Origin of the sequence: Methylovulum miyakonense HT12, assembly GCF_000384075.1 — a bacterium.
Taxonomy (GTDB): domain Bacteria; phylum Pseudomonadota; class Gammaproteobacteria; order Methylococcales; family Methylomonadaceae; genus Methylovulum; species Methylovulum miyakonense.
Genome location: NZ_KB913025.1, coordinates 971,077 through 989,764 on the forward strand (window position 1 = coordinate 971,077; position 18,688 = coordinate 989,764).

The window sequence follows — 18,688 nt, forward strand, 5'->3', positions numbered from 1 at the left end:
CATGACACACCCATCAGCCCAGCTATGGGCAATAAGTCCTTATTGCCTTTCAAATCTCCAAACATGGACACCTAGAATTTTTAAGGGGTAGGCTGTGGCTGCCTACCGATATTATCGAACCGTCGCCGAAGGGCCGGCGAAATGGCACGTTTGCCTGGAATCCGAAGCAGAAGAAATCGCCAGGACATCCGCCATGCACATGGTGCCGTGGTGTGTGGACTCCCCCATTGAAGATGGTGTCACCGAAATCTCCAAGCTCCGCTACTTCGGGGATCTGGTCATTGATATTGACCATGGAAAATCGTCAGACACGGAAGCAGAATTGGTGCCGGCCATTGAAGCCTCCATAAAATCAGCTAATCAAATTATCGAGTGGTTTGCCGAACGCTGTGATCCGGCCCAGTTGACTATCTGGGCATCAGGGAAAAAAGGATTCCATATCGTCATCCCGGCCAAGCTAATCCACTCCGGCAAGGCTATGATCCGTGGCCTGCCTTTAATTTATAAGGAAATGGTCAACCGGATCGAGATCGACACCGGGGCGACCGGCATAGACAAAAGCCTTTATGCCCAAGGCCGTGGACACACGGTCAGGATTCCCAATAAGAGGCGTCCTGAGGGCACCTACAAAGTCGAGGTGTCAGTCAGGGACATGGCATTGATGACCTATGACAGATACCAGCAGCTTGTTGCTGCCCCTCGACCTCTGCTGAAACACCCTGCCCTGGCAACTTCCATACCTTTGATGTCGATGTTCAACTTGGCAAAAGCCCAGGTTGAAAACTATAAAGAAGACACGACCGTCACCGGATTAGCGGATGAAGACCTTGCTGAGTTCGGTACCGACCAACACCCTGAATGTATATCCCGCCTTGTCAACTGGGAAAAGGTCAATCCAGAGGTTAACTACAACCGACTGGCCATGCAACTGGCCATCTATCTACGGGCTGCTTCCGTACCTGCGGATACACAGGGCCTAATGGTGAAAGACTTTGCCAGAAACGGGCATTCTTCCTCTTATGACACCCCGGAAAAGAGGGAGCGTCACTTAACGATCCAAGTAGCCCCATCGACAAAGAACACGCCGTTTTCTTGCGGCGCCATGCGCTCCTCCGTGGATATGAAGGGTGCTTGCGGATCCTGCCCTATTTATCAGAAACGAGAAGCCGACTCGGCGACCTTGTCCAGGGTATTGGCTACGGATGCTGGCTACAGCATCACAAACCGGGACGGGGAACCCCGAAAACTGACCAACTTCATTCTGGATATCCAAAACTTCAATGTCCCGAAAGGGTTGCGGGGGCGTAGTTCAGAAGCTTGGACAAGTGGCGTCGCCTCCATCCACATGAACGGCAGGTGGAGCCAGGACGTGGAGTTTAGGCGTGACGCTTTCGAGAGCGCGAAGGAGTTTAAGTCCACATTCGGGGTTTTAAAACCGATGTGGATGGTGGTTAACGACAACGATGTGATGCAGATAAAAACTTACATCTGCAACTTGACTGAAGGTATGAACGGTATGAAACCAACAAATTCGGTCGGCTTGCGCCGACATTCTTTTATCCCTGATGGTTCGGACACCCCTGAAACAGAGACAGTCTGGGTAGAGCCGGGCTGGTCAATATCTTCCTCAGGGCTTACTAGCACTCTCCGCCTAATCGGGGATGTGGAATGGATGGCAAAACATGAGCACCGGCAAAGCCCTCGCCGGTTCACCCCTGAGTATAATAAAACCATGCTGCACTTGTTAGGGTGCTCCGAACCGAAAGTAGTGGGGATGTTGTTGGGGTGGGTCATAGCCGCCCAAGTGCGTGAGTATATTTTTCAGAATGTAAAAGAGTTCCCGCTCCTCAACGTAGAAGGGGTGTCAGGGGCTGGTAAGACCAAAACCGTAGCATTGTTTGCTGCCCTCAGTTCAGCGGATTACCTCACCAACACCCCTCCGGTAGTTTCAGGGATGACGCCTGTACCAATGCGGATGGCAGGGACCAGTTCGACATCCGTAGTTAGGGTGTTAGATGAATGCACTAAACCTAAGTTACCTTTCCAGAAATGGATAGCAATCCGGGAGATCCTCAAAGCCAGCTCCCAACAGTCCACTGTCCAGACTGGTACGATCAAAGGTAAAACAGTGGCCGGGGAACATGGCGCCGGCATAATTCACGAAAAGGTCACGTCGCCAATGGCGTTCTTGTCCACTTGTGAAGTGGACGAGCCGGAAATTTGGAACCGGTCAATCATCGTCAAACTGAACAAGAATCTACACCGCGTACGCGAATATGGCCGTAATTTCACCGCGTTGAACAACAACCCCAACGAATGGCAAAACTTGTTTGCCATCGCCCGCATCATTATGCTGGATGCCCTCTATCTGGCTGAAGAACCCGTGATGGGGATGTTCACTGATGTACATGAAAAAATGTCGGACATGCTTGATAGCCGTATCCGCAATATGTATACCTGGGTTTTTACAGGCTTGACGTATATGTCCGAGGTGGTGGACAGGTGTGGCGGCTCAGAAGAAGTGGCTAAGAAACTTGACTCAATCCATACGGAGACATGGGGTTGGTTCACCTCCAATATGGAAGGTATCCATACCCAGAAGAACCGCAATGAAATCGACATATTTTTCGAACGCCTGGGCCAGGCGGCGGCGAAATTGGATAGCCAAGATAGGCCATGCCTACGTAAAGGTCTCCACTATATACGCGACCAGGACGTTTTATACCTACAGATGGGCGCGTGTTTCACGGTGTATTTAGTCACATGCCGATGGCTTGGCCAGAACCCTGAATTCAACTCCGCTGAGGCGTTGGAGCAAGCCATGCAGCACGAGGAATATTTCCTTGGGAAGGAGCGGCGCGGGTCAGTGATGGGAGGACCTGTGCTGTCGTGGGTGAAGGTCAATGTGCCGAAGCTGGAAGGCCGGGACCATGATTGTGGGAGGTTTGAGGAATGATCCAACACTCCTTGGCCGCTTTCTTCGAAGCCGCTTTGATCACGGACTACCCTGACTGGGCACACGCAGTTGCGGTGGCACCGTCCGGCAACCCCAACTACGCCCCACGCCGATACCAAGTCACAGGCTTAAACCACCTGGCCACCAATCTGCCAAGGGCGGCGAACTATGACGACTGCGGGACCGGTAAGACCTTACAGCTGCAGGCGTATATGCTGTGGCTGGTGGGTGCCGGTAACAAAGGCGTTGCCATTATGCCACCTGCTTTGGTCGTGCAGTTTTTTAACTCGTTTGCCAGGGATTTTCCAGGGGTGCAGGACTTCGTCCGTTTCGGGATGGTAAATGGGGAGCGGCATACACGCCAGAAACAGATCTCTGCGTTCAACGCCGCAGGTTGGCCGGACGTTGTGGTCATGTCGTACGAGACCTTCTTAGGAAACGAATATGACCGGCAGGATGTGAGCCGCTTTAAAAAAGCGTACAAAGATGCGGGTTTGAAAATAAAACCTTCGGACTGGCGGCGATTCCAACAAGACCAAGCCGTAGCGGGAAACCCTTACCAATATTTTCAAGGGGGGGAAGTCACCGCGCTCAATTTAAAAGGCGCCGCACTAAAAGGCTTAGGCTATAGCTTCCTAGTATGTGATGAGGCTCATAAACTCAAGAACCCTGCTTCTAAGATCCACCAAGCGGTGTGTGACTATGTCCAACCGGACCTGGGGGACGGCAGTAACGGCCTTACCTTAGCCACTGGCAGCCCCATCGAAACCAACGTCGAGGACGCATACGGGCTGATTAAGCTGATAGACCCTACCCGGTACGGCAGTGTCAGGGCATTTGAGTCTATGCACTGCGTGTTGCTGCCAAACACCCAGTTTAGAAAAGTTATCGGATACCAAAACCTGGATCACTTATACCGGGTACTGTATTCGAAAGGACGGCGTGTCACTAAGCAGCAAGCGTTCCCCGATATGCCGACGCGGCTGGTAACCGAGGTGGCGGTGACATTAAGCCCACCCCACCGTGCCTTGTACAAGAAATTGGTAAGCGAAAGGGTGTTGGAGTTAGGGGACGGCTTGATAGACGCCACTCAACAACAAAGCCTATATAACTTTTCTCAGCGTATCTTGATCTGCCCAAACCAATTTACAGATAAACCAATCAAAGACAACACCATGTTGACAGCCATCGACGACTTATTAGATTCAATAGGGGAGCAGAAAATCATCGTGTTCGCCTGGTATCAGGAGTCCGTGGCGGCAATAGCCGGACACCTCAAACACCGTAACCCCGTCATTATCAACGGCACAGTGACCAACAACCAACGGGAGGCGGCCAAAATTGCGTTCATTAAGGATCCAAAATGTAAGGCGCTAGTCGCCAACCCCAAAAGTGGAGGTGTTGGGTTGGACGGGTTCCAGCACGTCTGTTCCTACGCAATTTTTGCCGATATATGTCCGCATCCAGGGGCTTTTGACCAAGCAGTCTCCCGTCTCGACCGATCTGGGCAAACCGAAACCACTAACATTTATTTGCTAGTTCCGACAGGCACAGTGGCAGTTAAGCTGCGCAATGATTTATGCCGTAAAGAAAGCAATGCCAACGAAGTTGTGCAAGACAAAAAAGCCTTGATCTCCGAGCTGTTGGGGGAACAAGGGCTACAGGGTTCACTAGCGTAGGAGTTAATATGGGGATCATAACAGTTGCGAGAGTCAGAGGGGTTGTCCGTCAAACACTACCTGACGGCACAACGTGCGAAATTGAAGACAAAACCGATTGGGCTAGGTTAGAAGCCATGACCGATGAAGAAATTGAAGCTGTAGTTTTTGATGAATAACATTTCTGAAAAAGACAACCCTCTAGGTATTGAAGTTGGAGATATTGTTAAGTGCTTTGAGCATTTAAAAACAGGTGTTCGGTATTCAGATGGGGTATGTAAAGCAGCCACTGCCCGATTGACAATTGGCAGAGTGGAGAAAGGCAGAGTTTACTGTGTAGATCATGTCAACGGCCCAACGTTGGTGATCTATGTGAGTATCTTGTCCGGGTATTTATTCGAACACCCTTACTACCTTACATATAAACATTTCTGGCACATAGTGTCTCTGCGTGACCAATACACCACGGAGATATTTTATAAGCACAACGATCCACTGATAAAGGAGTTATATGGAACAGATAGGTAAAAAGATTACCGGCTACCAAGTAAAAACCACAGCAGCTGAACCTCTGCCAACTGTGCAGCAGATGCACGAGGATCTGAAACGGCCTGATGTGTTGCTGGGCAGCACCTACAAAGTGAAAACGCCGCAATCGGATCATGCGTTGTACATCACCATCAACGACATGGTTTTGAACCAAGGCACCGCCCAAGAGGAGCTCCACCCTTACGAGATATTCCTGAACTCTAAGAATATGGAAAATTTTCAATGGGTTTTGGCCTTGACGCGGGGTATTTCGGCGGTGTTTCGTAAAGGAGGTGATGTGTGCTTCCTTGTGGAGGAGTTGCGTGCCATCTTTGACCCAAAAGGAGGGTACTTTAAAAAAGGCGGGGTATTTATGCCGTCACTGGTGGCGGAGATTGGGTTAGTGATTGAAACCCACTTAAAGTCTATTGGCAGACTTAAGCCGGAGCCAATGGATACGGCACGGATGCAGTTTATTGGGACGAAATTAAATCAAACTGGGTTTCTACCGGCGGCGATACTGTGTAACAAATGTATGGCGAAAGCTGTAACAGTCATGGACGGGTGCCAAACCTGCTTAAATTGCGGGGATAGCAAGTGTGGGTAGATTCCCAAAACAATAACCGGAGACAACAAATCCAGGCTAGTAACAATTGAACCCAGCACACCACACCCGCAAAGGACGGGTTATTTAATCCTTTACCGTAATTTTTTAACAACTGGAGACACAAAATGGCTTTATTAAAACCTGTAGTACCTGTTACAACCTTACCTGAAACTGAAACCGTGCCTGTCGCATCAGTTCAGGAAACTACAACACACACCCCTACCGTGGACCCTGTGGTGCTCGAAACATTTGCGCCGTTGGAATCATCAGCCCCAGCCCAACAGTTGGCCGAAGTCCCTGCAACTAACACAGCCGTGGCCACAACTTCCCCACCGGCAGAACCTGTGTCGGGAGGGCATCTTACGATGAGGGATTTCTCTGAGGCCGGTTTCAACGGCCTTATCGTTGACTCCCGTACATTTCCGATCATCAACCTGAAGAATGACGGCCACTTCAAGGACATGGATGATTTTGATTATGGTACGGAAATGCGCGGGCGGCTTCTCTCCTCCGCAGAGAAGATCGTGATGACTGCGAAATACCCAGACCCGTATAAACCAGGAACAAACCTGGAAGACGTGGTGTTTTGCATTGACGAAACTCGCCTTGCGTCTGGCCGGCTGGTTTCCGATTGGAAAGAAGAAATGGTTAAACGCGGTGGTTCTTCCCAATTTGGAACAACGTTCGAAGAGCGCCGTTACACAGACGTGTTAGTGGTGGTTGACCAGCCGGGAGTCGAGTACGACGGTGAAATGCGTATCTGGTCTATTGCGCCGACATCCCGTGGCCGCCTGACAGGGGTTCTAAACATCATGGCAGCAAAAGCCGGATGGAAAACAGCCCAGGAACTGAAGGAACATATGTCGGAAAAAGTGGTGGTGGCAAGCGTTGGGGCAGCGGTGCCACATGATAAAGGGTCGTTCTATCCTTGGAACTTCAAGGCGCTATAACCCACTGATACCCCTACCCCCTACACCCAGCACGGTGTAGGGGAGTTTTACATTAACCGGAGATAATTAATGAACATCAAGACCCTGTTCGATTTACGGGGTATGGTTATCCATGCCTTAAATGCCAGCACCGACCGTGAACCCATCACACTCCCCAGCGGTGAAAAGGCCAACAGCGTTGGCCACTGCCTCAATAATTTTATTGAGATGTACCTGCTGCCAACCATACAAGAAACCCGCCTGAACGATATTATTGCTGTCAGAGACGGCGGCAATGAATACCGTAAAGCACTGTATCCTGAATACAAAGCCAACCGGGCAGGTAAAGACCCGGAGCTGTCAATCCACCATAGCAATTGCGTCAATGCCGTTATTGACCTTTTAAAAGGCCTGGGCATACCGGTTGCCGAAATCCCTGGAGTTGAGGCGGATGACATCCTGGCCTATCTGGTAGAGAAATTACCAGGTCCTAAGATGATTTACACAGTAGACCAGGACCTACTGCAACTGTCCTCCCCCGACTGCCTGGTTTTTTTGAAAACCCAAATCAACACCGACGGGTACGCCCTTTATAACTGCAGCGGATCCAGCAAGCAACTGTTGATGACGGTTCATCCACGGCATGTGGCCTTGCTGAAATCCATTGTTGGGGATTCGTCGGATAATTATGGCGGCGTAAAAGGCGTGGGGCCTGTGGCCTTTGCCAAACTAGCAGAAGTCTACGGATTGGATGGGTTAGATGAATTGTGTTCAATTATTAGTAAGGATGGTTATGCCACCTTACAAGAAGTCATCAACCAAACAGGGGACAAAACCTTGGTGGCCTTGTTTGAGCGCCGTGACGAGTGGAAACTAGGCTGGAATCTGGCCAACCTGGCCCCGCAGCTGGTCGGCGAGCGTAAAACCACCAAGTTCAATAACATCATTTGGACGAAGCGCCTGCCCAGTCCAGAGCGTGTCAACCGCATCTTGGCTGAACATGGTTGCGGGTATCTCTACCCAAAACTAAAACCGGTACTCCCAACGAAAACACTGATTACAGCGGACAACATGCCGCCATTGTCTCGTTTTGAAAGTGCGTTCAAACAATCCGAAGTCATCGCCGTTGACTGGGAGACCACGGATTACCTACAGCACCAACCTTTTCGTGATGCAACCAAAGGCCGTGAATTTGTTGACATGCTATCTGCCAAATTGACAGGGTCGGGTTTTACCTTCGGGCGAAATTACGAACACACAATATATGTGTCGTATGACCATGCAGACACTAATAATTTGCCACGGGAAACGCTGCTGGATTTACTGGGGGTGATACCGGACGAATCAGTTATAGCTATTCAAAACTGCCTACCTGGGGATGTGGAGGTTCTAACTAGAGATGGTTGGGCGTGTATAAAGGACACGAATTGCAGCCAAGAAATTATGCAATGGGATAGTACAACAGGAGAGTTGTCTTTTGCCCATCCGACACAGAAAGTAGAGGCGGACGCTGACACTCTTTTGAAGTGGGACACGTTGTACCACTCTTGTACCTACACACCAGAGCATCGAATGTACTTCCAATCAAATCACTGCTTCCCTAAGTGGAAGGCGGAACCTTGTAAGCAAGTATCTGAGTATCATCCGAATACTGTATACATCCCTCTAGCAGGCATATACAACCACCCTTCTGTTCAATTGACGGAGGCCGAGGCTCGGCTATTGGAAGCGATACGGGCCGATGGGCATTTCCCTGTGAACAGATCTAAGCAGATTAAGTTTCACTTCATAAAACAACGAAAGATAGACCGGCTCCTAGAATTGTGTAGGGAGGCAGGGATCGAGACTGTTGTAGTTAAAGAAACAGATGGGTCGGTGCGTGTAACACTACAATCAAGCTCTTTGGTAGGTAAGTTTAGAAGCTTACTGGGGGTAGAACGACGTTACACAAAAACTCTGGTACTGTCTTTGGATATAAAGGCCAGAGAATATATCCTTGATGAGGTTAAGTTTTGGGACGGAGGCTCTGTATATAAGAAAGGTGCTCACTTTTATTCAATAGATGTGGAGACTGTGGACGCGATCCAATTAATGGCTCATATATCTGGGTGGCGGTGTTCTGGTTCATGGGGGGGGAATAAAAAGGGGTATGGGCTACTAAACGGTAAAAACATCTTTAGAGGGACACTGTACCCAAGATCACGAGCCAAATTAATGCAGACCCCTGTTGAGGTGCCACATAACGGAAAAGTATTTTGTTTTTCTGTACCTTCTGGGGCGTTTATGGTGCGTTCGAAAGGCAAGATACATATTACCGGAAACTGTATGTTCGAAAATACAGTGCTCCGCTGCAATTTTAATGGTGCCTTTCTGACGAATTGCCACGACACCAAGGTGATGGCTAGCTACGTCGATGAAAACCAACCGGCAGGCTTAAAAGACCGGGCATTACTACACCTCAACTACAGACAAACCCATTACGGTGATGTGATCGCCAAAGGCAAAACGATGTCCGACTACTCCGCCGAGCATGTGTTCCAATACGGCGCAGACGACCCGCTAGTCACTGCCCACTTATATGATTTCTACAAAATGATCATGCAGATCGAAGGCACGTTTGACTTCTGTGTGGCCAATGAAATGGAACCTATTGAGATGATCTCGGAAGGGTTCATCGCCGGGGTGTCGGTGGATTGGGATGAATTGGAACGGCAAGGCATTGAAGACCGCAAAACTTTGGATGAGTCCATCGTTAAGATCAGGGAGCTGATCGTAGCAAACCAAACTGAAGAGACCATCGAATCCGGTGTTGACCGTATCTACTCGGAAGATGTTGAAGAAGTGGTGGCGCGGGTCAATACCGACTTCAAGGCGGGCAAATTTAACGGCCTGGCCGACCCGGCAGAGCTGGTTCGTGACCGTGAGATTTCCGCCAAATCTATTGCCCTGCGGAAGAAGTTGGAAGGGTTGGTAACCTATCAGCCGTATGTCGAAACGTCCGTTGATGCCGCCATTGATATGACCCCGTCCGACATCAACCCCCTGCTGGAAGGTCTGGGAATACCAAAACTGGAAGCTGGGACCGACGCGTTGCAAGGTTATAAGCTAGCCGATTTTTTGAAAAAACAGCAACTGGTTTCTGACTGGGCAAAGCCTTACATGTCCAACTCTCCCGAAGCGGCCACATTCTTACGGTTGTTGGTGCCTGCTGTAGCTTACAACGACACCGCCAAAACCAAACTCGCTAAAGGTGAAGGGCGTGCCCACCAGGTCTATAAAGAATGGCAGGAATATGCAAAAACCTTGAGGGGAGAGAAGGTGAAAGTGTCCTCAACCGGGTTCGAAATGAACCTTAACTCCCCCCTGCAAATGAAAGCGCTGCTGTACGGCATGTTTGACTTGCCTGCCCGTTTACGTGGTTTCGAAATCAGCGACACCCGCAAGGCGTTGGGTCTGGTAACCCCCACCATCCAAGCCAATGAAGATGCCATAGTCACGGCATTGGCGGAAGACTGTGCAGACCATTCCTGGAAAAAAGAAGCCTTGGAAGCGTTAATGGCGGCGAAAAAATGCCAAACCCGTATCAGCATGTTTTACGACGTTTATCCAAAATGGCAACATCCCGTTGACGGGCTAATCCACCCTCAGGTTAACAGTTGTGGGACAGAAACCAGACGCCCTACGGGTTCGTCCCCCAACCCACTACAATGGCCTAAGCGAGGGGACGGGGTTAAGTTTCGTAACTGCATCCTACCTAACGAAAAGTTGGGTCACGACCTGATTGTGTCAATAGACTGGAGCCAGCAGGAGCTTCGTATTGCGGCGGCCTTGTCGATGGATGAAGCCATGCTGGATTGTTATATTGGGAAGGATGTCGAACATGTAATATCTGGCGACGTGGAGGCGTTGCTGGGCGAAGCCCTATTGTCTAGGTTCCTTAAAACAAGCACGAAAGACATCCACACCCAAACCGCATCAGGTCTGTTGAAGTGGGCATACGATGATGTGGTGGCCGCGTTATCTGGAGATGATAAAACCCTAGCTAAGACTGCTAAGGATGCGCGTGTTACGTCGAAACCCATCAATTTCGGGGGCACCTATGGTATTGGTAGCGGCAAGCTTGCCAGGCAGTTAATTTGCCCTATCACAGAGGCCAAACAATATTTGGCAGATAAAAAAGCGCTGTATCATGGGTTTGAGCGTTGGCGTGAAAACGTCATCAACCTCGTCTGCCAGCAAGGGTTTGTCACCACTGCCTTCGGCAACCGCCGCCATGTGTTCGACCAGATTACCACCCAAGACGAAGGGCTATGGGCATCTGTCTGCCGCCAAGTGGTGAACTACCTTATCCAAGGAGTTTGTGCCGATAACTTGAAGCGCACGATGACCGCTATCCGGCAGCAAGGCATAACACAACGCACTGGTGCGGTGCTTATAGCTCCGATCTACGATGAGTTGGTGTTCTCAGTACACAGCAGCAATGCGGTTGACTTAATCATGAATGTCCACAGCATCATGACCAGGGATATACCAGGAATGGCGGTGCCGATGTTGGCTGAGCCTTCCTTGGGGATCAACTTTGGGGTGCAGGTAGAAATCGGGGCGTTCCCGACACCTGAAAAAATCGAATCGGCAATGTCTAAGGCTTTTGCTGTGCCACGGCAGTTGTGGGTTCATTATGGGTCGGATTCCTATATCGAAACCCATGACTTACGGGATCTCAAACACTTAGCGGAAGTGCCTGAAGACTTGTATGACGTGACGGATATACCGGAGCATGAAGAACGGTTTAAACAGCAAATATTACAAGTAGCCGCTTAAGGGGGTATTTATATCAGCACAACGTAAACCATTGGACACATCCAAAAAGGACCGGCGTACCGAAGCAAAAGCCCTTAACACCCAAATCCTGGTGTCGCGGGGCGTTACGTTCGAATCCCTTAAAGACGGGTATCATTTAATTATCCGTATGGGCAGTAGGCGCATCCATTACTGGCCGTCAACCGATAAATGGATGGAAAACCGCAAGCCCGTGAGGTATGGGATAAAATCGTTGTTGTCGTGCCTAAACGCATAAATGACATAAATTCCTTATCGACAATCCGCGCAACTTACCTTATATTGTAGCCTCACTTATCCGGCATGGTTGACAGCACCTTCCATGCCGGACACCAAACCGGAGACATTATGGATACCTCGATCCCCTACACTCTAGTAGTGTTTGATACGGAGACGACTGGCGTTGACCCAACGGTTGACGAAGTTTGCCAGTTCGCCTGTATCGCCATCAAAAGCACCCACCCCGAAAATATCGTCGAATTTGAAAGCCTTTGCGACCCTGGCCGGCACATCCCTGAGGAGGCCATAGCGAAGCATGGCATACCTAACGAAGCCGTAGTTGGAAAGCCTAAAACCCGAAATCTATTAAATGAAGTTATGGCGGAACTTTTCGAGTTTGCTGCCGGAACCCAGCTGATCCTTGGCGGCCATAATACAAAATTCGACTGGAATTTCTTGCAGAAGCATGTGTTCATCCCTGATGACACGCTATCTCTTTGCACACTCCGTATGGCTAGGGTGTTGGCACCTAATTCCGATAACCACCAACTCGAACACCTCTACAGAAACCACTACTCCCTGCAATCCCCACGAACAAAAACCGCGCACGATGCGCTATGTGACGTGTGGATGAGTTATGAGCTGCTGAATCACTGGCTGTCCCAGCGCCCTGACCTGTCAATACTTGAAATCGCTGACGAACTCAAGCTCCCTATGAAGCTTGAGACGATGCCGTTCGGCAAAAATAAAGGCCGCCCGTTCTCTGAGATCCCGTATAAAGCCCTGCGTTGGTATGTGGATCAAGGCAGTGCTATGGATCAGGATGTTAGATTTACGGCAGGAGTTTGGTGTAAGCTATGGGAAACCCCAGCAGAAATGATGGCAAGAGGTTAGAGCAAACCATACAGGCAGCCCTACAGCAACACCACCTGCATAATAGGTCTAATTTCGTCCGCCTATATGACCAGACATCGACAGGAGGTAGAGGGTTCGCGTTGCCTGGGGACTTCTATTGGTTTGTGCCTGGTAATGCAATTTTGATTGAATGCAAATCAACTGCAATCTGTAAGCCGCTACTATCGCTGGTACGGTCGTCTAAACACAGTAAAGACCAGATACCACGGCACAGATTGCACCATTTGTCAGGACATCCCAGCGTCTATCTTTATGGGGACTTACTAAACGATGAAATAACCGCATACGACGGGGAGTCCGTGGTGGCTGCGGTTAATGAAAAGAAAAAGGACTTGGTAATAATTTCAAAAGCAGATATGTCGTCTACAGGTGGGCTGTTAGACAACATTATCCAACATATCAGGAGCTGTAAATGAGTGATTTAACTAAGAAGCTTAGCCAATACATGAAACCGGGGACTTACAAAAAAGGGGAAAACATAACCATAAACCTGGCCCAATTCGACGGGCTAATTATTGTCGATAAAGGCATCTGCCTTGTGGAGACTAGCCGGGAATCTGCAAAGGCACGCGGCAAATATGACGTGTCCGTAGGGGTGTTGAAACCAGAAGGGTCGATGATCGGACTGGAATTCTTCTTTGTTCCGCAGACCCTAAGATATCCCGCCTCAGTGAGGTCTGTCACCGATTCCGACGTACGGACAATGACCAGGAAAAAATTCGCCAGCCTGCTGGATACAGAACTTGCAAGTATCAAGACTTTCATCTTCGAGGAGATTGCCAGGCAACTGGCGGATTATTTTAACTCCCTGCAATTGCAGTTGGAGCGGCAGGCCAAGGCGGCGCCAGAGGATAGGGTATTGGATGTGTTTGAGCACGTCAGGCCTATCGTAGGAACCCCCCACCCAGCAGGTACCGAAATAAAGATACCAACGTATGTCCTGCAGCGGCTGGCGGGGGATTCCCCCCGGTCGTTTCAGGAAGGGGCCAAACGCCTCATGCAGGAAGGGAAGTTGTTAAAGTCAGGGAGGGCTTCATGGGTGTTACCAACCCATAACTAACCACAGGCTGCCGCAGCACCGGCAGCCTTTTAACAAAAACCGGAGACAACCATGTCCTTATTATTTTGGACAGACCCGCACTTGGGTCTGAACCGCACTTCCCACACCACCCCTGTCTCCCGTGTAAAATTACGGGACGCTTTATATACCCAAGCAAATAATATCCTGAACCGATCCCATATAGAGGGCCACTCGGCTATCTGCTTGGGAGACCTGTTTGACACCACCGACAATGAAGAAGCCGTCATCGCCCAAGGGGCTTCGATAGCTGGCCGCTGTGCTTTGGTTTTATCAGGCAATCATGATCTCGCTAACCGCGACGGCAAAATGTCCTCGCTGGAATTGATAGGGCATTTGTCGCCGGATAGCTCGGTTGCATTGGCGGACAGCACATCTGACTATTTTGTTGTTGAATTTCCTGAGGCGAATGTCATTGTCGTGCCACATAAACGCACCCAAACCTTGTTTGACTTGACTTTGCAAGAAATAGGCCTGCACGTACGCCGGATACCAACTAAGGTTAACATTCTAGTGTTGCACTGCAACTACGAATCCCCTTTCGCCACTGACGACTCATCTCTGAATTTGACGCGGGATATAGCAGGGCTGTTGCTAGGGGATGACCATGACACCAAACAAACCGTAGATTACATCTTGATTGGCCATGAACACATCCCTAGGGCTGATTTCGGCGGCAAGTTGCAGATTCTAGGAAATACCCATCCGACATCCTTTTCGGATATTTCCGATAAATTTATATGGGAATTCGATGGCACAAAGCTATCACCTGTAAAGATTTGGAGCAAAGACTCTCACTTGGTTAAAGATTGGGAATGGTTGTTAAACGAAACTTCAACCGCCCCTACTACCCTAGACATGGAGTTGGTTTTTGCAGGTATGCAATTCATCGAGATCAACGGCACCGCCCCCGCCCGCAAACTGCCAGAGATAGCCAAAGCCGTGCAGAAATTGTGGAGCCAAGCTCCTGATGCCTTGATGATCCGCAACAACGTCAAGTCCGAAGCCGTGCAAGTCGAAGCCAAAGAAATGAACCGGGCATTGGATATCCCCTCCCGTATTACTGAGGAATTACAAGGATCTCCTTTCGCCAACACCTGGGCCAACTACCTAAGCCGTATTTAAGGACACTACCATTATGTTAAAACAACTCACATTAAACAACTTCAAAAAACATAAAGCACTGGCCTTATCGTTCCCCGGTGGTCTAACCTCTATCACTGGCAACAATGCGGCAGGCAAGTCCACAGTTTTAAAAGGCATTTTATTCGCCTTATTCGGATCTGCTGCCATCGGGGCAAAGGATCACATTTGGTCTTGGGGTTCCAAGGACAAGCGCAGCGTAGCGCTTCAAATGACCCTGCCTGTTTACGGCGACGTGATTATCAGCCGCACCCCTTCAGGGGCCACTGTCACTGCCGTTGACGATGGCCGTAACCTGGCCAGCGGCAACGCTGCCGGAACCCAGTTTATTGAGGCGTCTTTGGGGATGTTGGCGAAAGATTTGAAAACTATTACATATTCTCCCCAAGGAGAAACACAAAATATCCTGACGATGGGGCCAACAGCATTACAGCAGAAAGTGGAAGGTTTGAGCCGTGTCGATATATTGGACAGGGTGTTAAGCCACCTCAGTACGGATCTGACGAAAATTGAAGGCCGGTTGGAAGGTATTCCAGCTGATTTTGACATTACCGGGTTGGAGACGCGACTCCAGATATTGTCTGATAAAAAAAGAAAAACTGAACAGGACATCGCGGTTTCTGTAGGCATTAAAGACAACCTTACCGACCAGCGAACCCTTGTCGAGAGAGATACTAAAACCTTACAAGAGCACCAGCACCAGCACCAGCTGCTAAGCGCCGAACTTTTTCGTGAAGAACAAAACGTGGCTAATCTATGGCAACAGGTGACCGTAGCTATGGGTAACCTTAACTCACTCGAAGGTGCAGGCAACCCGGTGGATATCGAAGAGCTGAAGTTTGAATATTCAGCCAGTAAAGCCTCGTATGACGAGGCGGCCCGATATATGCATAAGCTAAATGCGGAGGCGTCCGAGCGGCAACAATGCCGTAATGACATTGAGAGGTATACCAAACTTCTTGAAGAACACACAGCGGCTGAGGAGGAATTGAATACACTACAACCAGTAATTGCGGAAAAAGGCTCAAAACATGCCACATTAGCCAGTGAAAAATCCACAGTGGAATCGGATTTACGTCGCGTCGAGGAGATGCTGCATAACGCCAAATGCCCGGTCTGTAAGAGAAACTTTGACGGGGTTAATTTTGACGAAATATCTCTGGAAGCCCAAAAGTTGTCCGTAAGGTGGCAAACCCTAAATACAGAAGCATCTGCCCTATGGGTGGAGTATACGGCGTTGGGCAACCAGGAAAAAAACTTAAAAAAGAGCCTCAACCCCGGCGCCGCCGCTTACCTTGATGCCCGCCGCACCCGGCTTGCTGAGATACCGGAAGTTTCGGAATCAGCAATGGCTGAGGCTTTGACCCACGTTGAAAAATTGGCAATGGCTACTAACGCCTTAGTAGCCGACATAAACTCAACCACGGCCACCCTTGCCAGAATCTCAGAAATTGAAAAGCAGGTGAAGGGGCTGGAAGCCCAGCTACACGCAGCCACCTTGAAAGTGGCCACGGTGTCGGATAAGTTAAATGCCGTCCCAGACACGTCAGCCATCCCCTCATTACAAGAGTACATCACAGAGCTGGATATGAGGCTGTCCAAATGTGAACAGCAAATCCAGGACTACCGTTTGGAAATCTCCCGCTGTGATTCAGAAATCGGACATACGAAGACCGAACTGTTCAAGCTGAAACAATTGGAAGCCGAAAGACAAGAACTGGACAAAGAGCAGTCCCATCTGCAGTCTTTCCAAAAATACCTAAAAGGCAACCGCAGCAAGTGGGCAGGGGATATCTGGGAGGGGTTGCTGCAATATGCGTCAGCCCTAGTATCCAACACGACTAGCGGCGAGCTGGGCAACCTGGCCCGGTCTTCTAAAGGCGAATTCACGGTTGAGGAGTTGGGCAGGGTTGTGCCGGTGGAGGAGTCGTCAGGGTTTCAGAAATCGCTGATCGGTACCGCCCTTCGAGTGGCCTTGTCGAAAGTGTTTTACGGAGACAACTTATTTTTGCTGTTAGATGAAGCGACGGCAGATGCCAACGACGAGAACGCCGCCGCCGTGGCAGGTATGTTGGCTTCCTTGAATATGCAAGTCGTAATGGTCAGCCACCGCAGTGGGGATTCTGTGAATGCTGGGAACTTGGTGGAGTTGAAATAATGGCAACACTTTATGAAACATTAGGCGTTAATAAAGATGCCACCCCTGTCCAAATCAAAGCAGCTTACCGCAGCAAAGCCAAACAACACCACCCAGACAAAGGCGGTGATGAAGCCCTATTCAAACAAGTCAAAGCCGCTTACGAAGTGCTGAGTAACCAAGCCCGCCGCAAGCAGTATGACGAAACCGGGCAAGTCGATGACACGGAACTTCAAGATGAAGCCCGCCTCAGGCAAGAGCTGATCCAACTTATCCTGGGAATCCTTGACCAAGTGCTTGATGTTGACGGTACCGATGTCGTTAAGATGGCGAGACGAGATCTTAACACGGTTATCCGGCGTAACCGAGAAGCAATACGGACCGCGAACAATAAGGTAAGCAAGTATCAGCGGGCATTGTGCCGGATGCGTTGCGACTCCGGCGAAAACCTTCTGGCTATTGGAATACAAAACCATATTGATATCGGGTTGGTGTATATCAAAGGTATTGAAAAAACCATCGAAGGTATAGAAAAACAACTCATGATGCTGGATTCATATATATATGACACGGAATCACATGGGTATGGGCATTATGTAACACTAACTCTGACACTGGGGGTATAAGCGATGGCTTCTGCAGAAGATAAGAAACTGGAAGAGTTGTTGGATGACGCCGAAAGGCAAGCATCCAGCAATTGGGAAATGGAGTTCGTGGCGGGGATTAAAGTCCGCTACAAGCAGTACGGTGACAGGACGGTCCTGTCGGAAAAGCAATTGAGTCGCCTGCGCAGCATCGCTGGTGATGATTGAAATAAATTAACCGGAGACAAAATATGGATTTAACTACATTAACCACTTGCGACCAGCCTGTGGAGTTACGCGAAATACCAAACTCAGACCTATCCTACATGTTGGAACGCTGGGCAGTTGAGCATCACGACGTTCGGCTTGTTCAGGTTCCTATTGTCAGTGAGGCTATTAACCGTCTTCGCCAGTCGGCTGGCATGTCCAATGCCGACTACCTCACCCTGGCCGCCGTCACCGCCAAACCAACCCCTGACGGCATCCGTATCCCGCACAACCTGGTCAACAAGATTGAAAACTTGCTGATGGACTTCCGGGACACGGCTCTGCAACTGGAAGCATTGAAGAAAACCATTTTCTATGGTGATGAGCCAGCCGACAGCGCGATGTGCAGACACCTGTCCGACGAGCAAGCCCAAACCTTGCACGCTGTTTTAGGTATGGTCGGAGAAACCGCCGAAATGGTGGACTGCTTTAGTAACAACATGGACGGCGCGAACCGCGAATCCCTTGTGAAAGAATTAGGCGACCACCGCTGGTACGAGGCCATCCTGTTACGGCTGGTCGGCATTACCCAGGAAGAAATCCACGAAAAGAACATCGCCAAGCTGAAGGCGCGGTACGGGGATAAGTTCAATGCGGTGGCGGCCCTGGCCCGTGTGGATGTCAACCCTCACATTGGGTCTGACTTCGACACCATGTCGGCTGAGGATGACATCCTTGGAGAAGTGACGGAAGGTGCGTTGGCGAAGGTGGCTGGACACTGCACCAAGGAAGGTTGCTTTGTCCATGATGGCGAATCTTGTGCGGATGGGGAGATGCAGCCGGAAGATTGTGCGAACTTTGTCACCGAAGACCCGTTAGGGAGATGAA

General features: G+C 49.8%; 13 protein-coding genes. All 13 read left to right on the forward strand.

The window, feature by feature from the left end; translation table 11 throughout:
- The first annotated feature begins 94 nt into the window (after window positions 1-94).
- The 13 genes from METMI_RS0105145 (at window position 95) to METMI_RS23175 (ending at window position 18,687) form a co-directional block, all read left to right on the forward strand.
- Window positions 95-2,956 carry a hypothetical protein gene (locus tag METMI_RS0105145; protein WP_156829770.1) on the forward strand — a complete coding sequence of 954 codons (2,862 nt, stop codon included), beginning with the start codon at window positions 95-97 and terminating at the stop codon, window positions 2,954-2,956.
- The gene (locus tag METMI_RS0105150; protein WP_019865187.1) at window positions 2,953-4,635 is read left to right on the forward strand and encodes an SNF2-related protein; all 1,683 of its coding nucleotides are present in this window, start codon (window positions 2,953-2,955) and stop codon (window positions 4,633-4,635) included. Before METMI_RS0105145 ends, METMI_RS0105150 begins: the two co-directional genes overlap by 4 nt.
- Before the next feature lie 8 nt (window positions 4,636-4,643).
- Window positions 4,644-4,793, forward strand: coding sequence for a hypothetical protein (locus METMI_RS26745; RefSeq protein ID WP_019865188.1), 150 nt, complete (start codon window positions 4,644-4,646; stop codon window positions 4,791-4,793).
- Window positions 4,794-5,125: 332 nt separating this feature from the next.
- A complete protein-coding gene (locus tag METMI_RS0105165; RefSeq protein ID WP_019865190.1) occupies window positions 5,126-5,749 on the forward strand; it encodes a TSCPD domain-containing protein in 624 nt (207 codons plus the stop codon).
- Between the two features lie 125 nt (window positions 5,750-5,874).
- Window positions 5,875-6,699, forward strand: coding sequence for a hypothetical protein (locus tag METMI_RS0105170; protein ID WP_019865191.1), 825 nt, complete (start codon window positions 5,875-5,877; stop codon window positions 6,697-6,699).
- Window positions 6,700-6,768: 69 nt separating this feature from the next.
- A complete protein-coding gene (locus tag METMI_RS0105175; RefSeq protein WP_019865192.1) occupies window positions 6,769-11,499 on the forward strand; it encodes a DNA polymerase in 4,731 nt (1,576 codons plus the stop codon).
- Window positions 11,500-11,820: 321 nt separating this feature from the next.
- A complete protein-coding gene (locus METMI_RS0105180) occupies window positions 11,821-12,630 on the forward strand; it encodes an exonuclease domain-containing protein (protein ID WP_083930176.1) in 810 nt (269 codons plus the stop codon).
- Between the two features lie 433 nt (window positions 12,631-13,063).
- On the forward strand, window positions 13,064-13,711 hold the full coding sequence (locus tag METMI_RS0105185; RefSeq protein ID WP_019865194.1) for a Crp/Fnr family transcriptional regulator: 648 nt from the start codon (window positions 13,064-13,066) through the stop codon (window positions 13,709-13,711).
- A gap of 51 nt (window positions 13,712-13,762) precedes the next feature.
- The gene (locus METMI_RS0105190) at window positions 13,763-14,854 is read left to right on the forward strand and encodes a metallophosphoesterase (RefSeq protein ID WP_019865195.1); all 1,092 of its coding nucleotides are present in this window, start codon (window positions 13,763-13,765) and stop codon (window positions 14,852-14,854) included.
- A 13-nt stretch (window positions 14,855-14,867) separates the two neighbouring features.
- On the forward strand, window positions 14,868-17,030 hold the full coding sequence (locus tag METMI_RS0105195) for an AAA family ATPase (RefSeq protein WP_019865196.1): 2,163 nt from the start codon (window positions 14,868-14,870) through the stop codon (window positions 17,028-17,030).
- The gene (locus METMI_RS25290; protein WP_019865197.1) at window positions 17,030-17,635 is read left to right on the forward strand and encodes a DnaJ domain-containing protein; all 606 of its coding nucleotides are present in this window, start codon (window positions 17,030-17,032) and stop codon (window positions 17,633-17,635) included. Before METMI_RS0105195 ends, METMI_RS25290 begins: the two co-directional genes overlap by 1 nt.
- Window positions 17,636-17,638: 3 nt before the next feature.
- Window positions 17,639-17,821: a hypothetical protein gene (locus METMI_RS0105205; RefSeq protein ID WP_019865198.1), complete on the forward strand. Its 183-nt coding sequence runs from the start codon at window positions 17,639-17,641 to the stop codon at window positions 17,819-17,821.
- 23 nt (window positions 17,822-17,844) lie between these two features.
- Complete coding sequence (locus METMI_RS23175) at window positions 17,845-18,687, forward strand: nucleoside triphosphate pyrophosphohydrolase family protein (RefSeq protein WP_156829771.1); 843 nt, start codon at window positions 17,845-17,847, stop codon at window positions 18,685-18,687.
- Window position 18,688: the final 1 nt, after the last annotated feature.

Coding starts and splice junctions, on each gene's coding strand:
- METMI_RS0105150 (WP_019865187.1), top strand. CDS start 2,953: ATGATCCAACACTCCTTGGCCGCTTTCTTCGAAGCCGCTTTGATCACG.
- METMI_RS0105170 (WP_019865191.1), top strand. CDS start 5,875: ATGGCTTTATTAAAACCTGTAGTACCTGTTACAACCTTACCTGAAACT.
- METMI_RS0105180 (WP_083930176.1), top strand. CDS start 11,821: ATGGTTGACAGCACCTTCCATGCCGGACACCAAACCGGAGACATTATG.
- METMI_RS0105190 (WP_019865195.1), top strand. CDS start 13,763: ATGTCCTTATTATTTTGGACAGACCCGCACTTGGGTCTGAACCGCACT.
- METMI_RS26745 (WP_019865188.1), top strand. CDS start 4,644: ATGGGGATCATAACAGTTGCGAGAGTCAGAGGGGTTGTCCGTCAAACA.
- METMI_RS0105195 (WP_019865196.1), top strand. CDS start 14,868: ATGTTAAAACAACTCACATTAAACAACTTCAAAAAACATAAAGCACTG.
- METMI_RS0105205 (WP_019865198.1), top strand. CDS start 17,639: ATGGCTTCTGCAGAAGATAAGAAACTGGAAGAGTTGTTGGATGACGCC.
- METMI_RS23175 (WP_156829771.1), top strand. CDS start 17,845: ATGGATTTAACTACATTAACCACTTGCGACCAGCCTGTGGAGTTACGC.
- METMI_RS0105185 (WP_019865194.1), top strand. CDS start 13,064: ATGAGTGATTTAACTAAGAAGCTTAGCCAATACATGAAACCGGGGACT.
- METMI_RS0105175 (WP_019865192.1), top strand. CDS start 6,769: ATGAACATCAAGACCCTGTTCGATTTACGGGGTATGGTTATCCATGCC.
- METMI_RS0105165 (WP_019865190.1), top strand. CDS start 5,126: ATGGAACAGATAGGTAAAAAGATTACCGGCTACCAAGTAAAAACCACA.
- METMI_RS25290 (WP_019865197.1), top strand. CDS start 17,030: ATGGCAACACTTTATGAAACATTAGGCGTTAATAAAGATGCCACCCCT.